This is a genomic window from Streptomyces sp. NPDC001270 (assembly GCF_042896695.1).
Classification (GTDB): Bacteria; Actinomycetota; Actinomycetes; order Streptomycetales; family Streptomycetaceae; genus Streptomyces.
In genome coordinates, this window is the sequence record NZ_JBIAXM010000010.1 from 313,196 (window position 1) to 331,385 (window position 18,190).

Genomic DNA, 18,190 nt, shown 5'->3' on the forward strand with positions numbered 1-18,190 from the left:
GCAGAGGCGCCAGGGGCGGACGTTCAGATGGAGCCGACCTGCCCCGCCTTGACGCCCGCCACGAAGGTGGTGAAGGCGCGGGTGGGGAGGCTCAGGGCCGGACCGTCCGGGATCTTGGAGTCACGGACGGGGACCAGGCCGCGGGAAGCGACCAGGTTCGCGGCGACCTCTATGCAGTCGCCGCCGTTGTTGCTGTAGGAGGACGTGAACCAACGGGGGGTTTCGGTCGTCACGGGATGCCCTTTCTTACCTGCTCGATCATGGCCACAGATGCAGCTTGGGACATAGCTACGGTGTGGCCCCACCCGCCACCACCGTCCGAGCCGCTGACCGAGCCACTGACCGAGCGGATCGGTGGCCTGTCGCACCCGCTGTACGCCCCTGCCGGGGCAACCTGGAGGTAGCACCGTGCGCCGCCCGACACCGGCCGAAGGCCGCCGCGCGCCAAGCCGTCCGAGCCGTCCGAGCCGACAAGGACACCGTCATCGAGCGGTACCGGGCCGGTGAGCCGGTGGCCCGGATCGCCGACGCGTACGGCGTGACCCCGAGCTGGCTGGCCCTCCGGTTCGACGAATGGGGGGTGCCGCGCCGCAAGCGCTACGAGGCGCACCTGCACCGCCGTCCCGCCCAGCGCGTCTTCCGCGGGCGCATGCCCCGCCGAACGCGGGCCGAAGTACAGGCGGCACAGGACGAGTTCGTCCGCAGCCGTACCGACGTGATCACCCGCTACCGGGACGGCGAGTCCATCGCGTCCCTCGCCCGCGCCTTCCAGGTCGGCCACGCCTGGATCGCGGAACGGCTCGACGAGTGGGGCGTCTCCCGCCGCTGACCCGTACGCCTCACGCCGGTGACCCGTACAGCTCCGCTCACGGTGAGGTCGTCCGGCAGGAGTGTGGCCGCTCCCGTGAACCCAGCATGCCGGGCCCTGGGCAGGAACCCTTGCCCCACCTCACCCCTACCGCGATCGACCGGCCGAAGGCCCCGTCGCGGAATACGCCGAGGACCCCACCGGGGGATACCCGGAAGCCGCACCCGCCGGCCCGCCCGCCCCCCACGACAACGCGGCCACCCCGGGATTCGAGAACTCGCCCAAGTAGGGCGCGGCGGAATTGACCGGAGCAGCAGACCAGGAGCCATACGATTCCAGCGCATCAAGCCCAGAACTCAGCTCCCCCTGCGTGGCCGCAGAGTGCGGACCCCCGTCCGTGCCCACGGAGCCGGGCCAGTCGTTGGCGACCGCACAACGCAGAGCCCCGTCCAATTCCACATCGCCGAACCAGTCTTTGTCGGCCGCAAAAGCCAAAGCCTCGTCCAAGTCCTTGCCCTCGAACAGCTCCGCGTTGTGCGGCATCGACATCTCAGCCACCATCTTTCCCCCGGCCCGCACAGCATGAACACCCGAGCCCCCACCCGCGGACCACGACGAAGGTCCGGTATCCGCCCCAACCCCGCCGGCAGGGAACACACTCTGCCCAGGGCCCAGGCCCTCCTCCACACCCACTCCAACACGGGCGACCCGCTTCTTCGACTCGCCCGGCGCATCCACCAGGTACCACCTTCTCCTTCCTTCCCCCTCCAGTATTCTTTCCTCCAGTTTCAGATCGTGCCGTGCCAGCGCAGCGGCCAGTCGCTTCGAAGGACCAGTCGTGCGCCCATAGCGCCGCAAACCATTCAGGTACGAGTTGAGGTCGGGATCGACAGGATTCCGGCCCGGTTCTAGGTTATTCAGTTTTTCCGCATGTTTGTCATCCTTGGGACTCCGCCCGATCCCGGCAGACCGCGACAGCCGCATCCACTGACCGCTCTCGTCGCGGGTCAACTCCAGGCCACGTCGTTTCAGCTCCGCAGTCAGATCCCGCCCTGCAGGCGTATCGAGTAGTCTCGATCTGACCCCCCGCCGCCGCAGGCTTTCCAGGAAATGGGCGGCGGAGTGCTCATCTTTCTTCTCCAGCTTCATCTGACCCTTTTGCCTCTTGGGCAGCTCGCCTTTCTTTCGAGCCTTCAATACGGCTACATGCCTGGCGATTACTTCCTCTGTCAGCACAAACACAAAAACCCTCCTCGAACTGGCGACCACTCTTGTCGGAAACGGTTCCCAGGGGCCCACGGTTCACCCGGATCTGCCCTGGGCCCCGTGCGGGTACCGCCGTTCACCACCGCATCCATGCAAGGGTCCCGGGGCCGTGAACCCCTGACCGACCCCACCCCTACCGGGAACGCCCGCCCGAAGGACCCGCCGCGGGATACCCCGAAGGCCCCAGCGGGGGATACCCGGGAGCCGCACCCGCCGGCCCGCCCGTCCTCGGCAGCGCGTCCATGCCCACCCCCGCGTACTGCGCAACCGAAGGCCCCGCCACGGAATACCCCGACGACCCCACCGGGGGATACCCGGCAGCCGCACCCGCCGGCCCGCCCGTCCCCCACGGCAGCACGGCCACCCCGGGATTCGAGAATCCGTCCAAGTAGGGCGCGGCAGAATTGACCGGAGCAGCAGACCAGGAGCCATACGATTCCGGCCCATCAGGCCCGGAATTCGGCTCCGCCTGAATGGTCGCAGAGCCCAGACCCTCACCCGAGGTACCGCGGCGGCCGACCCAGTCGTCAACAAGCGGATGACTCAGAGCCTCGTCAATTTCCACGTCACCGAACGAGTCGACGTTGGCCATAGAGATCGCAATCATGTCCACGTCCTCGCCATGGAACATCTCCCCGCCGTCGGGCATCGACAACTCGGGCACCATCCGCCCCCCGGCCTGCATGGCGTGGACATCCGCGCCCTCACCCGCAGACCAGGACGAAGGTCCGGCATCCACCCCAAACCCCGCGACAGGGAACACACTCCGTACAGGATCCCGCCGCTCCCCAACGCCGACACCGGCGGCCGACTCCGCCGCCCCGCCCGGCGCATCCACCAGATACCACCTACTCTTTCTACCCTCCAGTATCATCTTCTCCATTTTCAGATCGTGCCGTGGGAGCGAATCAGCCCATTCTTTAGTCGGATAATCCCTTTGTCCGTTGCGCCGCAGATGACTCAGGTACTTGACGAGGTTGAGATCGAGAGGTTCCTTTCCCTCCCTGTGCACCCCTCTCCCACCACGTCGTTCAGACAACTTGTCCGGTAGGTCATTCAACATTTGCGCATATTTGCCACTTTCCGCACGGGTACTGCCTTGCTCAATTCTCATTCGCTCACCGGTCGCATCGGAGGCAAATCTCAATTTATATGGTCGCAGTGCCTCAGTCAGATCCCCCCATGCAGTCGCCTCAAGGAGAGACTCCGGAATCCAAATCCGCGGCAGGTCTCTCGGGAAAACGGCGGAATGCCCGTCGCCTTTATGCCAGGCACTCAACACAGCTACATGTCTGGTGATCTCATCCTCTATCGGCATAAAAACCCCTCCTCGAACCGGTGACTACACCTGTCGGAAACGGTTCCCCGGCCCCCACGGTTCACCCGGATCCACCCTGCCCGTTGCCACCGAGAACACCTCGCACCACTTGTTATGCCCGGCCGCCTGCTCGGCCGGTGGCCAGGACGGCGCCGCCCCGCTCGGGCGCGGGCGTACGACCTCCGGACGCCTCCGTGCGACCTCGCGTGCGACCGGCGGCGCGGACCGCGAATGCGCTGGTCGTAGGTCCTACGACGGATCCGGGGCCGGTCGAAACTCACTGGGCGTCGTCGGTGCCGAACCGTACGCTCCCTGTGATGCCCACGACACATGCACCCACCAAGGACCACTCCGACCATTCCGAGCGTCCCGACCGTCCCGAGCGTTCCGAACGTTCCGAACGTTCCGCCGTACGCACCCTGCTGCGTCTGTGGCCGTACGTACGCCCCGTGCGGGTACGGCTGTTCACCGCCGCCGCCATCGCGGTCGTCGCCTCCTGCGTGGGGCTCGTGATCCCGCTCGTCCTGAAGTGGCTGGTGGACGGGCCGGTGGCCGACCGGGATCCGGCGGGTGTGTGGCTGGGCGCGCTGTATCTGCTGCTGCTCGGCATCGCGGAGGCGGTGCTGTTCGGGGTGCGGCGCCGGCTGGTGGCCCGGCCGCTGTCGCACGTCGAGGCGGAGATGCGGACGGACCTGTACCGGCATCTGCAACGGCTGCCGGTGGCCTTCCACGACCGCTGGGCCTCGGGACAGCTCCTCTCCCGGGGCACCACCGATCTGATGCTGCTCCGGATGTTCCTCGCCTTCCCGCTGACGTTCCTACTGGTCAACGGGGTCACCATCGTGGTCGGTGTGGCGATCATGCTGTCCCAGGACTGGATACTCGGGCTGGTCGTCCTCGTCCCCGCGATACCGGTGATGTGGACGTGCGTCGTCTTCGAGAAGCGGTACGCGGATGTGGCGCGGCTCGCCCAGGACCAGGTCGGCGACCTGACGACGGTCGTCGAGGAGAGCGTGCTCGGCATCCGCGTCATCAAGGGGTTCGGCCGGCACCGCAGTCAGGCCCGGGCGTTCCGGGAGCTGTCGGGGACCCTGCGCGGCACGGAACTGCGCAAGGCGCGGCTGCTGGCGACGATCTGGGCCGTCATCGTGACGCTGCCGGAGGTGGCGATCGGGGCGGCGCTGGTGCTGGGGGCCGTGCGGGTGGCGGACGGGGAGCTGTCCGCGGGGACGCTGATCGCCTTTCTGAGCACGGCGCTCGCGCTGCGCTGGCCGGTGGACTCGATCGGTTTCATGCTGGCGATGACCCAGGAGGCGGCGACCGCGACGCAACGGTACTTCGAGGTCCGGGACGCGGTGGTGGAGGAACCGGCGGGTGCCGGCGGGCCGCAGCCACCGCCGGGATCGGGGTCGGGGCCGCAGCCACCGCCGGGGCCCGAAGGTACCGGACTGCGTTTCCACGGCGTCCGGTTCCGCTACCCCGACGCCCCGCCCGGCTCCCCGCCCGCCCTCGACGGCATCGACCTCCACATCCGCCCCGGCGAGTCCATGGCCCTGGTCGGGGCCACCGGCAGCGGGAAGACCACGCTCACCGCGCTCGTCCCGCGGCTGCACGAGGTGACCTCCGGGCGGATCACGCTGGACGGCCGGGACATCACCTCGATGTCCCGCGAGGAACTGCGCACCCAGGTGGCCGTCGCGTTCGAGGAACCGACGCTGTTCTCCGCGTCCGTCGCCGAGAACGTCCTCATGGGTGCCGACGGGGCCGCCGGTCCCGCGGAGTTGGAGCGTGCGCTGGCCGTCGCGCAGGCGGAGTTCGCGCACGGGCTGCCGCAGGGCACGGACACCCAGGTCGGCGAGCAGGGGCTGAGCCTGTCCGGCGGGCAGCGGCAGCGGCTCGCCCTCGCCCGTGCGGTGGTGGGCCGGCCGCGTTTCCTCATCCTCGACGACCCGCTGTCCGCTCTCGACGTGCACACCGAGGCCGCCGTGGAGGCCGCGCTGCGCCGGGTCCTGGTGGACACCACCGCGCTCATCGTGGCCCACCGCCCCTCCACGGTGCTGCTCGCCGACCGTGTCGCGCTGCTCGCCCGGGGCCGGATAGCCGCGGTCGGCACCCACCAGGAACTGCTGCGCACCAACCCGGAGTACGCCCGTCTGATGTCCGGCGAACAGGACGAGTTCCGGACCGGCGAGCCGCGGCCGGGCGGTATGCCGGCCGCAGAAGTGGAGGACGCACGATGACCGCACCCGCCTCGTCGGCCCCGCCGCCCGCCGCCGGTTCCCCTCCACCTCCCCCTCCTGACGAGGCCGATCCGCTGCCCCGCCCGCAGGACTCGGCCGACCCCTTCGACCGGGACGTGCTGCCCGCGCCGCCCGGTGCCACGGCCGCGCTGCTGCGCTCGCTGCTCGTCCCGCTGAAGGCCCGGGTCGCCGTCACCACGGTCCTGCTGCTGCTCCAGCAGGCCGCCGTGCAGGCGAGTCCGCTGCTGGTGGTGTACGCCATCGACAGCGCCGTACCGGCGTTCCGTCGCGACGACCACGGCCCGCTGGTCGCGGTCGCGGTCGGCTGTCTGCTGTGCGCGCTGGCCTCCGGCGGTCTGCAGTTCGCGTTCATCGAGTCGTCCGCGCGGGTCAACCAGGACGTGCTGCTCGACCTGCGCGGCCGTATCTTCCGGCACGCGCAGGCGCTGAGCGTCGACTTCCACGAGCGCTACACCTCGGGCCGGCTGATCTCGCGCTCCACCACGGACGTGGAGTCGCTGCGCGAGCTGCTCAGCGAAGGGCTCCAGGAACTCATCACGGTGATCCTGTCCTTCGTCTACATCTGTGTGCTGCTGCTCTGGCTCGACCTGGGCCTCGGGGCGGTCGCCGTGGTCTCCTTCGTACCGCTCTACCTGCTCGTACGGCTCTACCAGCGGCGCGCGGGGCGGGTGTTCAGGGTGCGGTCGACGGCCATCGCCGCGGTGATCGTGAAGTTCGTGGAGACGATGAACGGCATCCGGCCGGTGCGCGCCTTCCGCCGGGAGGCCGCGAACGAGGCCCAGTTCGCCGTCCTCAACCGGCGGCACGAGCGGACCAACGGCGACGCGCTCCTTGAGATGGCCCGCTATGTGGTCGGGTCACGGCTGGTCGCCAACACGGCGGTCGCGCTGATCGTGCTGTGGGGCGCCTACCGGGTGGCGTCCGGCTCGCTGGCCCTCGGGGTGCTGGCGGCGGCGGTGCTCTATCTGCGCAGGCTCTACGACCCCATCGACCGGCTCGGCATGTTCCTCAACTCCTACCAGTCGGCCGCCGCGTCACTGGAGAAGATCGCGGGCCTGCTGGCGCAGACCCCCTCGGTGCCGGAGCCGGGTGCGCCCCGGGAGCTGCCGGCGCCCGCGACGGAGAACCGGCCGGGCCGCGAGGTCGTCTTCGACGGCGTCCGGTTCGCGTACCGCACCGGCGGCGAGGTGCTGCCCCGCTTCGACCTGACGATCCCGGCCGGCCAGACGGTCGCGGTGGTCGGTTCGACGGGCGCCGGCAAGTCGACGCTGGCCAAGCTGCTCGCCCGGTTCTACGACCCCACCGAGGGCCGGGTCCTGCTCGACGGCGTGGACCTGCGCGAGCTGTCGTCGCGGGAGCTGCGCCGCGGGGTGGTGATGGTGACGCAGGAGGCGTTCCTGTTCTCCGGCTCGGTGGCCGAGAACATCGCCATCGGCCGGACCGACGCCACCCGCGAGGAGATCGAGCGGGCGGCGAAGGCGATCGGGGCGCACGAGTTCATCGACGCGCTGCCGGACGGCTACGACACGGACGTACGCAAGCGGGGTGGCCGTATCTCGGCCGGTCAGCGACAACTGGTGGGCTTCGCACGGGCGTTGCTCGCCGACCCGGCGGTGCTGATCCTGGACGAGGCGACCAGTTCGCTGGACGTGCCCGGGGAACGGGCCGTGCAGCGGGCCATGACCACGGTGCTGCGGGGCCGTACGGCCGTGGTCATCGCACACCGGCTGTCGACCGTGGAGATCGCCGACCGGGTGCTGGTCATGGAGCACGGCCGGATCGTCGAGGACGGCGAGCCCCGCGAACTGATCGCCGGGACGGGCCGGTTCGCGGATCTGCACCGGGCCTGGCGGGACAGCCTCGCCTAGCACTCAGGAAAGCGGGACGGCCTCGCGTAGCACTCCGGGAACGGGACGGGAGCTCCCATGATCGACGCGTACGAGGATCCAGGGACGCCCGACTGCCGCGGCGGCTGGCGGTTCCTGTGGTGGCTGGTGGCCCGCCAGCCGGGCCGGTCGCTGGCCGGGGCGCTGCTCGGCAGCGTCTGGCTGGTGCTGATGGCGGCGGCGCCGTATCTGCTGGCCCGGGCGGTCGACGACGGTCTGGTGGCCGGTGATCCGGGCCGGCTGGCCCGGTGGACGGTGGTGCTGTTCCTGGTCGGCGCGGCGGGCTCGTGGGTGAGCATCCTGCGTCACCGCACCATGACCCGGGTGCGGATGGACGCCAACTTCCGCACCGTCAAGGTGGTCGTCGGGCACGCGGTGCGGCTGGGGGCCGCGCTGGAGCGGCGGGCCGGGGCCGGGGAGATCGTCACGGTCGGCGTGGGCGACGTGCAGACGATCGCCTACGCGCTGACCGTGGTGGGGCCCGGGGTGGGCTCGGTGGTGGTCTACGTCGTGGTGGCCGTGGTGCTGCTGTCGATCTCGCCGCTGCTGGCCGCGGTGGTGCTGCTCGGGATGCCGTTGATCGCGCTGGTCGCCGGTCCGCTGACGGTGCGGTTGCAGAAGGAGGAGACCGAGTACCGGGAGCGGCAGGGCGTGCTGACCGCGCGCATCGGCGATCTGGCGGGCGGGCTGCGGGTCCTGGGCGGCCTCGGCGGCAAGAGCCTGTTCGCGGACGCCTTCCGGGACGACTCGCGGCGGCTGCGGGCGCAGGGCTACCGGGTGGGCGCGGTGGCCAGTTGGGTGCAGGCGCTCGGGGTGGGCCTGCCGACGCTGTTCCTGGCGGTGGTGACCTGGCTCGCGGCCCGGATGACCGCCCAGGGGGAGCTGACCGTCGGCGAGTTGGTGGCGGTGTACGGCTATGTCGCCGTCCTGGTCGGCCCGGTGGCCTTCTTCCTGGAGATGGGCTACCAGCTCAGCCGGGGCGTGGTGGCCGCGCGGCGGGTGGTGGCGCTGCTGCGCCTGGAACCGGAGCCGGACGCGGGCACCCGTCCCGCGCCGGCCCAGCCGTCCGCGCTGGTCGACCCCGGCTCGGGGGTGCGGGTGGCGCCGGGGCGGCTGACCGCGCTGGCCGGGGCCCTGCCCGCGGACGCCACGGCCGTGCTCGACCGGCTCGGCCGCTTCACGCCGTCCGCCGCCACCTGGGGCGGGGTACGGCTCGACGAGGTGCCGCTGGCCGAGGTGCGGGCCCGGATCCTGGTCTGCGACAACGAGGCGGATCTGTTCGCCGGCACGCTGCGGGAGACGGTGGCCGGGCACCGGGAGAGCGACGACACCGCGCTGGAGCGGGCGGTGCGCGCGGCCGCCGCCGAGGACGTCGTGCAGGGCCTGCCGGACGGGCCGGACTCGGCGGTGTCCGCGCAGGGCCGCAGCCTCTCCGGCGGCCAGCGCCAGCGGGTGCGGCTGGTCCGGGCGTTGCTGGCGGACCCGGAGGTGCTGCTCGCGGTGGAGCCGACCTCGGCGCTGGACGCGCACACGGAGGCCGCGGTGGCGCACCGGCTGCGGGCGGCGCGGGCCGGCCGTACGACCGTGGTGACGACGACCTCGCCGCTGGTGCTGGACCGCGCCGACACCGTGTACTACCTGGTGGACGGCAAGGTCGCGGCCAGCGGCAGCCACCGCGGACTGCTGGCGTACGAGCCCGGCTACCGGGCCCTGGTGGCACGCGACAACGATGCCGAGGGCGCCCGGGAGGCCGGAGCCGCCCAAGACGCCCAGGACGTGGGAGGCGCCGAAGACACCGAGGAGGTCGTGCGATGACGCCGGCCGCGGGTCAGCTGCCGGTCGCCGGGCGGGCCGAGGTACGCCGGGCGACGGTACGGCTGGTGCGGGCCGACGGCCGGGCCTTCGCCGCCGCGCTGCTGCTGAACGCGCTGGCCGCCACGGCGGGCCTGGCCGGGCCGTGGCTGGTCGGCCGGATCGTGGACGAGGTGCGGGCCGGGGCCGGGGTGCGGACGGTGGACCGGCTGGCGTTCGTCATCCTGGTGTGCGCGCTGGTCCAGTTGCTGCTGGCGCGCTCGGCCCGGTACGTGGGCTACCGGTTCGGGGAGCGCACGCTCGCCCGGGTCCGCGAGGAGTTCGTCGACCGGGCGCTGGCGCTGCCCGCCTCCGTGGTGGAGCAGGCCGGCACCGGTGACCTCACCGCGCGCGGCACCGCGGACGTGGCCGCGGTCGGCGGCACGCTGCGGGACGTGGGGCCCGAACTGCTGGTCGGCTCCGTCCAGGCGCTGTTCGTGCTCGGCGCGGTCTTCGCGCTGGATCCGCTGCTGGGCGCGTTCGGGGTGCTCGGGATGACCCCGATCTGGTTCGCGCTGCGCTGGTACCTGCGCCGCGCCCGGGACGGCTATCTCGCCGAGGGCTCGGCCACCTCGCAGGTCGCCGAGATCGTCGCGTCGACGGCGGCCGGGGCCCGGACGGTGGAGGCGTTCCGGCTCCAGGAGCGGCGGATCACGGCGAGCCGGCACGCGCTGGAGACGTTGCGGCGGGCCCGGCTGTACACGCTGTTCCTGCGCACGGTGTTCTTCCCGGCCGTCGAGGTGTCGTACACGATCCCGGTGGCGGGGGTCCTGCTGCTCGGCGGGGTGCTGCACGCGCACGGGGCGGTGGGTCTCGGGGCGGTGGTCTCGGCGGCGCTGTACCTGCGGCAGCTCACCGAGCCGCTGGACCAGATCCTGACGCGGATCGAGCAGTTGCAGAGCAGCGGCGCCTCGTTCGCCCGGGTGGAGGGGCTGGCCGGGGCACCGCGGTCCGTGCCGGGCGGCGGCTCGCCCGCCCCGGCGGACGACCGGATCGACGTGACCGGGGTGCGTTACGCCTACGAGCGGGGCGGCGAGGTGCTGCGCGGGGTCGATCTGACGGTGCGCCCCGGGGAGCGGCTGGCGCTGGTCGGGCCGTCCGGCGCGGGCAAGACCACGCTGAGCCGGCTGCTCGCGGGCGTCGACGCGCCGGGCGCGGGCGCGGTGACGGTCGGCGGGGTGCCGATCGCGGGTCTGGAGCCGGAGCGGCTGCGCCGCCAGGTGGTGCTGGTCACCCAGGAGCACCATGTCTTCCTGGGCACCGTCCGCGACAATCTGCTGATCGCCGAACCGGACGCCACCCAGGAGGAGTTGTGGACGGCGCTGGCCGCGGTCGGCGCCGACACCTGGGTACGGGAGCTGCCCGGCGGCCTCGACGCCCGGCTGGGCCCGGCCGGCCGGCCCACCGACGGCTCCCAGGCCCAGCAGCTCGCGCTGGCCCGGGTGGTGCTGGCCGACCCGCACACGCTGATCCTGGACGAGGCCACCGCCCTGCTGGACCCGGCGACCGCACGGCACGCCGAGCGGGCGCTGGCCGCGGTCCTGACGGGCCGTACCGTCATCGCCGTCGCGCACCGCCTGCACACCGCCCACGACGCCGACCGGGTGGCCGTGATGGAGGACGGGCGGCTGACCGAACTGGGCACGCACGACGACCTGGTACGCGCCGACGGCGCGTACGCCGCACTGTGGCGGACCTGGCACGGGGACGACACGGCGACCTGAGCCCCCGAACCGCACGCCCCCACCGCGGTGGGCCACCAGAACCTTGCCACAGGCCCACGGGACAGTACCGACGGCGGCCTCGGTCGTACGCCCCTCTCCGGGCGAGCCGGGCGAGCCGGGAGAGCCGGCCGGCCGGTCCAGGGCCGTCGATCCGGCCGGTCCAGGAGTCCCACCCCTCCGGCCAATTGTCCGCATACCGGACATGAACATCCGGCCAACGAACCGATTCCGGCCAAACTTTTGACGCAGCCCTGACAGGTGAACCGATCCCCCGTCACCCTTCCCCACGACCGGCCCACCACACCCCGCGGGGACACCGGGACGCCCGGACCGGCCAACGCACTCGCAACCGCGTCCGGTTCCGCGTCACGCCCCGTCTGCCCGAACGGCCCACCCCGGCCGCGCCCCGGGGTCCGGCGGCAGCCGGCCGACGTTCGCGCAAACGCCCCCACCGACGACGGGAACGGCACGCGACACCAGCGACCCACCCCCCGGAGCGGCACGAGTTCACACCCCCGCAACACGTCCCGGACAACCGGGATTCAGCCAACGTCACCCCAAGGCCCTGACATGTACGCGCCCTTGGTGTCACCCTTCCTTCACCCGCCGCAGCAAAGCAACTTCACCCATTCCTCCGGCCGGTGGCCCCAGCGCCGCCCGGACTCCCCCACATGAAGGAGCTTGAGTGAGCCCCCGCTACGCGCGTCGTAAGAGCACCACTCTGGCCATCGCCACCGCTGTCGCCGCCGGCGCCCTGCTCGCCACCGGCCTGACCACCAACGCCTCCGCGCAGACCCCGGCCGACGCCGCTGCCGCGAAGCCGCTCGCCGCCTCCCCGACCGTGCTGTCGGCCGCGGCCCGCACCGAGCTGATCAAGCAGGCGCAGAGCGACGCCACCGACACCGCCCGGACCATAGGTCTCGGCGCGCAGGAGAAGCTGGTCGTCAAGGACGTCGTGAAGGACGTCGACGGCACCGTCCACACCCGCTACGAGCGCACCTACGCGGGCCTCCCGGTGCTCGGCGGCGACCTGATCGTGCACACCTCCGAGGCCGGGAAGACCGAGGGCGTCACCAAGGCCAACAGCAACACCATCAAGGTGTCCTCGCTCACGCCCAAGATCGCCGCCGCCAAGGCCGAGACGCAGGCGCTGACCGCGGCCAAGGCCGACGGCTCCGCCAAGACCGAGGCCGACGGCGCCCGCAAGGTGATCTGGGCCGGCTCCGGCAAGCCCGTCCTCGCCTACGAGACGGTCGTCGGCGGCTTCCAGGAGGACGGCACCCCGAACGAGCTGCACGTCATCACCGACGCGGCCACCGGCAAGAAGCTCTACGAGTACCAGGGCATCGAGACCGGCACGGGCAAGACCCTCTACTCGGGCACGGTCACCCTGACCACCACGCAGTCGGGCTCGACGTACCAGCTGACCGACGGCACGCGCGGCGGCCACAAGACGAACAACCTGGCACGCGGCACCTCCGGCACCGGCACCCTGTTCACCGACGCCGACGACGTCTGGGGCACCGGCGCCGCCTCCAGCTCCTCCACGGACCAGACGGCCGCCGCCGACGCCGCGTACGGCGCCCAGGAGACGTGGGACTTCTACAAGAACACCTTCGGCCGCAACGGCATCAAGAACAACGGCGTGGGTGCCTACTCCCGCGTCCACTACAGCTCGAACTACGTCAACGCCTTCTGGGACGACAGCTGCTTCTGCATGACCTACGGCGACGGCTCCGGCAACACCCACCCGCTGACCGCGCTGGACGTGGCCGGGCACGAGATGAGCCACGGTGTCACCTCCAACACCGCGGGCCTCAACTACTCCGGTGAGTCCGGCGGCCTGAACGAGGCCACCTCCGACATCTTCGGCACGGGCGTGGAGTTCTACGCCAACAACCCGAACGACGTCGGCGACTACCTCATCGGCGAGGAAATCAACATCAACGGCAACGGCACCCCGCTGCGCTACATGGACAAGCCCAGCAAGGACGGCGCCTCCGCCGACTACTGGTCCTCCACCGTGGGCAACAAGGACGTGCACTACTCGTCCGGTGTCGCCAACCACTTCTTCTACCTGCTGTCGGAGGGCAGCGGCGCGAAGACGATCAACGGGGTGTCCTACAACTCCCCGACGTCCAACGGCTCCACCGTCACCGGCATCGGCCGGGCCAAGGCCCTGCAGATCTGGTACAAGGCGCTGACGACGTACATGACGTCCACGACCAACTACAAGGCCGCCCGCACGGCGACCCTGAACGCGGCGACCGCCCTGTACGGCTCGGGCAGCGCCGAGTACAACGCGGTGGCCGCCGCCTGGTCGGCGGTCAGCGTCTCCTGATCCCAGCGTCTCCTGATCTCAGGCAGGTGACAGGGCGGCCCCCCGGGAGGAATGCCTTCCGGGGGGCCGCCCTACCCTTGGGTGCCATGTCTTCGCCGCACTTCACCTACGAGCCGGTCGGTGCGACCCGCGAGAACCTCACCGCGTGCCCGCCCGGCTTCCACTCCCTGCATGTGCGTTCGCGCATCGGCGAGGGCGAGGAGGTGTTCCGGAGCGCCGTCGAGACCCTCTCCACCTGGCGGATGCACCGCGCGATGGGCGTGGGCATCGAGACGGACGCCGACCGGGCAGCCCCCGGCGTCGATGTCACGGTCTCCCTGGCCGGTCTGCTCAAGGCGCCCTGCCGTGTCGTGTGGACCCTGTCCGAACCCCGCAGGGCCGGCTGGGCCTACGGCACCCTGGAGGGCCACCCCGAGAGCGGTGAGGAAGCCTTCGTGGTCGACCGCACCGGCGACGGCACCGTCTGGCTGACGGTCGCCGCCTTCAGCCGCCCCCAGAAGTGGTACACCCGAGCGGGCGGCCCGGCCACCCGCGCCCTCCAACAGGCATACGCCCACCGCTGCGGAACCACCCTCCGCAAACTCTGCGGCCAAAACACCTGACCCCACCCCCAAAGGAACACGGGGAACTGCGCGACCAGCCACAACCCACCCGCAGCCAACAGACAACCCCATAGGGGCGCGGGGAACTGCGCAACCACCTCCACCCCCACCCACCCACAGCCAACAGACAACCCCCTCCCCCCACCCCCCTCCCCAACCCAGCGGTCAGCGCAACGGCAGGCCCTCCACCCCCACCACCACGTCCCCCACCGGCACCGTCACCAGCCCCATCTCCGCACCGGAGGCGAGCAACCGGTGCGCGGGCAGGACACGGACCGTGTAACCGTAGGGACCGGTGCGGTCCAGGGACAGCGGCCCCTCGTACACCCAGCGGCCCTCCAGATCCGCGCCACCCGTCGGCTTCAGCGGCACTGCCGTCGCGTCGTCGATGCGGTCCTCCGGATCGACCCGGCCCGAGACGGCCTGCACCTCGACGTCGTCGGGACGCAGGTCGCCGAGGGCGACCAGCACCCTCAGCCCCAGGGTGGCCCCCAGCTCCGCGGTGGCGGTCGCGGCGGCCGTCGCCACGTGGTCGACGTGGTCGACGCTCACCCCGTGCCAGGCCGCGCGCACCCGGGCCTTCCAGGCGGCCAGTTCACGGGCCGCGTCCGGGGTCAGCGCGCGGTGCGCGTGGGCGGCGGGCGTGTACAGCCGCTCGACGTACTCCCGGACCATGCGGCCGGCCAGCACCTTCGGCCCGAGCAGGGTCAGGGTCTGGCGGACCATCTCGATCCACCGGTCGGGCAGCCCGCTGCGGCCCCGTTCGTAGAAGCGCCGGGTCACCCGTTGTTCGAGCAGGTCGTAGAGGGCGGCGGCCTCGATGTCGTCACGGCGTTCCGGGTCGGTGCCCGCTCCGTCCGCGGTCGGGACGGCCCAGCCGAAGTCGGGCTGGAACCACTCGTCCCACCAGCCGTCGAGCACGGACAGGTTGAGGCAGCCGTTGAGGGCCGCCTTCATCCCGGAGGTACCGCACGCCTCCAGTGGACGCAGCGGGTTGTTCAGCCAGATGTCGCAGCCCGGATAAAGCTTCTGCGCCATCGCCATGCCGTAGTCCGGCAGGAAGACGATGCGGTGGCGCACGCGGGGGTCGTCGGCGAACCGGACCAGTTCCTGCACCAGGCGTTTGCCGCTGTCGTCCGCGGGGTGCGCCTTGCCCGCGACCACGATCTGGACCGGGCGCTCGGGGTGCAGCAGGAGGTCCGTCAGCCGGTCGCGGTCGCGCAGCATCAGGGTGAGGCGCTTGTACGACGGGACGCGCCGCGCGAACCCGATGGTGAGGACGCCGGGGTCCAGCACGCCGTCGATCCAGCCCAGCTCGGCCGTGCCGGCGCCGCGCTGCCGCCAGGAGGCGCGCAGCCGCTCGCGCACCTCCGCCACCAGGTGCTCGCGCAGTTCCCGGCGCAGCTCCCAGATCTCCTCGTCCGGGATGCCCGCGAACCGGTCCCAGCGCTCCGCGTCGCCGACGGTGAGCGCGTCCTCGGCGCGCTGCGCCCCGACCTCCCTGGCGCCGAGCCGCAGCACCTCGGGGGCGACCCAGGTGGGGGCGTGCACCCCGTTGGTGACGGAGGTGATGGGCACCTCGTCGGGGTCGAATCCCGGCCACAGCCCGGAGAACATCTCGCGGCTGACCCGGCCGTGCAGCAGGGAGACCCCGTTGGCGCGCTGGGCCAGCCGCAGGCCCATCACGGCCATGTTGAACAGGTGGGGCTCACCGCCCGGGTAGGTCTCCGTCCCCAGGCGCAGGACGCGTCCGACGTCGATGCCGGGGAGTTCGGCGTCGGGACCGAAGTGGCGGGCGACCAGTTCCCGGTCGAAGCGGTCGATGCCGGCCGGGACCGGGGTGTGCGTGGTGAAGACCGTCCCGGCCCGCACCGCCTCCAGCGCCGCGTCGAAGTTCTCTCCCCGCGCGCCGAGTTCGGCGATCCGCTCCAGGCCGAGGAAGCCCGCGTGCCCCTCGTTGGTGTGGAAGACCTCGGGCTCCGGGTGGCCGGTCAGCCGGCAGTACGCCCGCACGGCCCGCACCCCTCCTATGCCGAGGAGCATCTCCTGGAGCAGCCGGTGTTCGCTGCCGCCGCCGTACAGCCGGTCGGTGACGCCGCGTTCGCCGAGGTCGTTCTCCTCGACGTCCGAGTCCAGCATCAGCAGCGGCACCCGGCCGACCTGCGCCAGCCAGATGCGGGCGTGCAGCTGCCGGCCGCCGGGGAGCGCGAGCGTGAGCCGGGCGGGGGTGCCGTCCGCGGCCTTGAGCAGCCGCACCGGAAGCTCGTTGGGGTCGAGGACGGGGTAGTGCTCCTGCTGCCAGCCGTCCCGGGACAGGGTCTGCCGGAAGTAGCCGTGCCGGTAGAGCAGGCCGACCCCGATGAGCGGGACGCCGAGGTCGCTGGCCGCCTTCAGATGGTCCCCGGCGAGGATGCCGAGGCCGCCGGAGTACTGGGGCAGGGCGGCGGTGACACCGAACTCGGGCGAGAAGTAGGCGACGGCGGCCGGCAGCCCGGCGGGCTGCGCCTGGTACCAGCGCTCCCCGCCGAGGTAGTCGTCGAGGTCGTCGGCGGCCGCGGTGAGCCGGCGCAGGAAGCGGCGGTCCCGGGCCAGCTCGGCGAGGCGCGCGGGGCGCACGCTGCCGAGCAGCCGTACCGGGTCGCCGCCGCAGGGGGCCCAGCGGCCGGGATCCACGGACTGGAACAGGTCACGCGTCTCGGCATGCCAGGACCAGCGCAGATTGCGCGCCAGTTCGCTCAGCGGACGGAGGGGCTCGGGGAGAACGGGACGGACGGTGAACCGACGGATCGCCTTCACATTCCACCTCGGCGCGGTTGCTCGGGAGCCGCGCATCGCTGTGCGGCTCGTCGTCTGTCACGACGGTACCGGTGTCGGCCCGCGCCCCGCCGAGGCATCGCCGTGCGGCCCCCGGACGGATCCGGACCGAGCCCGCTCCCCGCCCCGGCGACGGGCCGCCCCAAGTCCCGCCTCGTGCCGCCCGCCTCCCGCTTCAGGGGCGCTCGCTCCAGCCGCCCAGGGCCAGCCCGGCTCCCCGCCCAAAAGCTGCCGGGGTCCCACGGACGGCCCGCCCGGGTCCAGGACGGAGTCCGCCCAGGACCCGGACCGTACACATCCGGCCATATCCGTGCCGCCGCGCGAGCGGTCCGTACGCCCTCCGGTCCGGCCTGTCGGACGAACTCCCGCAGGTACCGCGGGGTGACGGCGGCCCGGCACCGGGCGCGGTCGCCCCGCCGAAAAAGGCCGGTCCTGGCGGCAGACATACGCGCGAGTAGTTAACAGAGTGCCGGATTGCTCACCCGAATAGGGTGGGAAGGCTCCTCCGGTACGCCCCTCGGGCGCACCACAGGCACACCCGCACGGCCCACCTCCCACACCCGATCCGCCCACACCCTCGTTGACGCGGACAGGAGCGGTCATGCCCGCCACGCATCACTCGTCATCACCCCCGACCAACAGCAGAAACGGTACGGCGGCCGGGCCGCCGGAGCGTACGGCCGGCGCCGCGGACCCGGGCGGCAGCGGCGGCGCCCGGCCGGCCGCACCGGAGCGGACCTCCCCGGACCGGGCCACCGCCGTCGGCCGCATCCCCGTCCTCGACGTCCGCCCCGTGGTCCAGCGCGGACGGCGGCCCGCCAAGGCGGTCACCGGGGAGACCTTCGAGGTCTCCGCCACCGTGTTCCGCGAGGGCCACGACGCGGTGGCCGCCAACGTCGTACTCACCGACCCGCGGGGCCGCCCCGGTCCGTGGACGCCGATGCGCGAACTGGCCCCCGGCACGGACCGCTGGGGCGCGGACGTCACCCCGGACGCGATGGGCCACTGGACCTACCACGTGGAGGGCTGGAGCGATCCCGTCACCACCTGGCGGCGGCACGCGCGGATCAAGATCCCGGCCGGGATGGACACCGAACTGGTCCTGGAGGAGGGCGCGCGGCTCCACGAGCGGGCGGCGGCCCAGGTCCCCGAGGCGGACGGGGCGCGGGACGCCGTCCTCGCCGCGGTGGCGGCCCTGCGGGACACCGGCCGTCCCGACGCCTGGCGGCTGGGGGCGGCGCTGGCGCCGGAGGTGGACGAGGTCCTGGCCCGCCACCCGCTACGGGAACTGGTCACCGCCTCCGACCCGCTGCCCCTCC

The 18,190-nt window shown here is 72.1% G+C and carries 11 protein-coding genes; 8 read left to right on the forward strand and 3 right to left on the reverse strand.

What is annotated here, in order from left to right; all coding sequences use genetic code 11:
* Nucleotides 1-23: 23 nt before the first annotated feature.
* On the reverse strand, nucleotides 24-233 hold the full coding sequence (locus ACFY2B_RS19630; protein WP_390764354.1) for a DUF397 domain-containing protein: 210 nt from the start codon (nucleotides 231-233) through the stop codon (nucleotides 24-26).
* A gap of 278 nt (nucleotides 234-511) precedes the next feature.
* Here ACFY2B_RS19630 and ACFY2B_RS19635 point away from each other — a divergent pair, with 278 nt between their 5' ends.
* Nucleotides 512-829: a hypothetical protein gene (locus ACFY2B_RS19635; protein WP_390764355.1), complete on the forward strand. Its 318-nt coding sequence runs from the start codon at nucleotides 512-514 to the stop codon at nucleotides 827-829.
* Nucleotides 830-955: 126 nt separating this feature from the next.
* On the opposite strand, the gene ACFY2B_RS19640 is transcribed toward ACFY2B_RS19635, so the two are convergent.
* Nucleotides 956-2,050, reverse strand: coding sequence for a hypothetical protein (locus ACFY2B_RS19640; protein WP_390764356.1), 1,095 nt, complete (start codon nucleotides 2,048-2,050; stop codon nucleotides 956-958).
* A 1,659-nt stretch (nucleotides 2,051-3,709) separates the two neighbouring features.
* Between ACFY2B_RS19640 and ACFY2B_RS19645 the strand changes: the two genes are divergently transcribed.
* The 6 genes from ACFY2B_RS19645 to ACFY2B_RS19670 all read left to right on the forward strand — a co-directional run bounded on the left by ACFY2B_RS19645 (nucleotide 3,710) and on the right by ACFY2B_RS19670 (nucleotide 14,057).
* Nucleotides 3,710-5,632, forward strand: coding sequence for an ABC transporter ATP-binding protein (locus tag ACFY2B_RS19645; protein WP_390764357.1), 1,923 nt, complete (start codon nucleotides 3,710-3,712; stop codon nucleotides 5,630-5,632).
* Nucleotides 5,629-7,521 carry an ABC transporter ATP-binding protein gene (locus tag ACFY2B_RS19650; protein ID WP_390764358.1) on the forward strand — a complete coding sequence of 631 codons (1,893 nt, stop codon included), beginning with the start codon at nucleotides 5,629-5,631 and terminating at the stop codon, nucleotides 7,519-7,521. The genes ACFY2B_RS19645 and ACFY2B_RS19650 overlap by 4 nt, the downstream gene beginning before the upstream one ends.
* 57 nt (nucleotides 7,522-7,578) lie before the next feature.
* On the forward strand, nucleotides 7,579-9,354 hold the full coding sequence (locus ACFY2B_RS19655) for an ABC transporter transmembrane domain-containing protein (RefSeq protein ID WP_390764359.1): 1,776 nt from the start codon (nucleotides 7,579-7,581) through the stop codon (nucleotides 9,352-9,354).
* Nucleotides 9,351-11,114 (forward strand): ABC transporter ATP-binding protein, encoded by a 1,764-nt coding sequence (locus tag ACFY2B_RS19660; protein ID WP_390764360.1) that lies wholly within the window; start codon nucleotides 9,351-9,353, stop codon nucleotides 11,112-11,114. The genes ACFY2B_RS19655 and ACFY2B_RS19660 overlap by 4 nt, the downstream gene beginning before the upstream one ends.
* Nucleotides 11,115-11,799: 685 nt before the next feature.
* Nucleotides 11,800-13,455: a M4 family metallopeptidase gene (locus ACFY2B_RS19665; protein ID WP_390764361.1), complete on the forward strand. Its 1,656-nt coding sequence runs from the start codon at nucleotides 11,800-11,802 to the stop codon at nucleotides 13,453-13,455.
* An 86-nt stretch (nucleotides 13,456-13,541) separates the two neighbouring features.
* Nucleotides 13,542-14,057, forward strand: a complete 516-nt coding sequence (locus ACFY2B_RS19670; RefSeq protein WP_390764362.1) for a DUF1990 domain-containing protein — start codon at nucleotides 13,542-13,544, stop codon at nucleotides 14,055-14,057.
* Nucleotides 14,058-14,222: 165 nt separating this feature from the next.
* Here ACFY2B_RS19670 and glgP read toward each other — a convergent pair whose 3' ends face one another.
* Nucleotides 14,223-16,853, reverse strand: coding sequence for an alpha-glucan family phosphorylase (glgP, locus tag ACFY2B_RS19675; protein WP_390764363.1), 2,631 nt, complete (start codon nucleotides 16,851-16,853; stop codon nucleotides 14,223-14,225).
* A 619-nt stretch (nucleotides 16,854-17,472) separates the two neighbouring features.
* Between glgP and ACFY2B_RS19680 the strand changes: the two genes are divergently transcribed.
* A partial coding sequence (locus tag ACFY2B_RS19680) for a maltotransferase domain-containing protein (protein ID WP_390764364.1) occupies nucleotides 17,473-18,190 on the forward strand: 718 nt, incomplete at its 3' end.

What these genes read in the sequence shown, in the direction of transcription:
- ACFY2B_RS19645 (WP_390764357.1), top strand. Translation starts at nt 3,710, where the DNA reads ATGCCCACGACACATGCACCCACCAAGGACCACTCCGACCATTCCGAG.
- ACFY2B_RS19650 (WP_390764358.1), top strand. Translation starts at nt 5,629, where the DNA reads ATGACCGCACCCGCCTCGTCGGCCCCGCCGCCCGCCGCCGGTTCCCCT.
- ACFY2B_RS19655 (WP_390764359.1), top strand. Translation starts at nt 7,579, where the DNA reads ATGATCGACGCGTACGAGGATCCAGGGACGCCCGACTGCCGCGGCGGC.
- ACFY2B_RS19660 (WP_390764360.1), top strand. Translation starts at nt 9,351, where the DNA reads ATGACGCCGGCCGCGGGTCAGCTGCCGGTCGCCGGGCGGGCCGAGGTA.
- ACFY2B_RS19670 (WP_390764362.1), top strand. Translation starts at nt 13,542, where the DNA reads ATGTCTTCGCCGCACTTCACCTACGAGCCGGTCGGTGCGACCCGCGAG.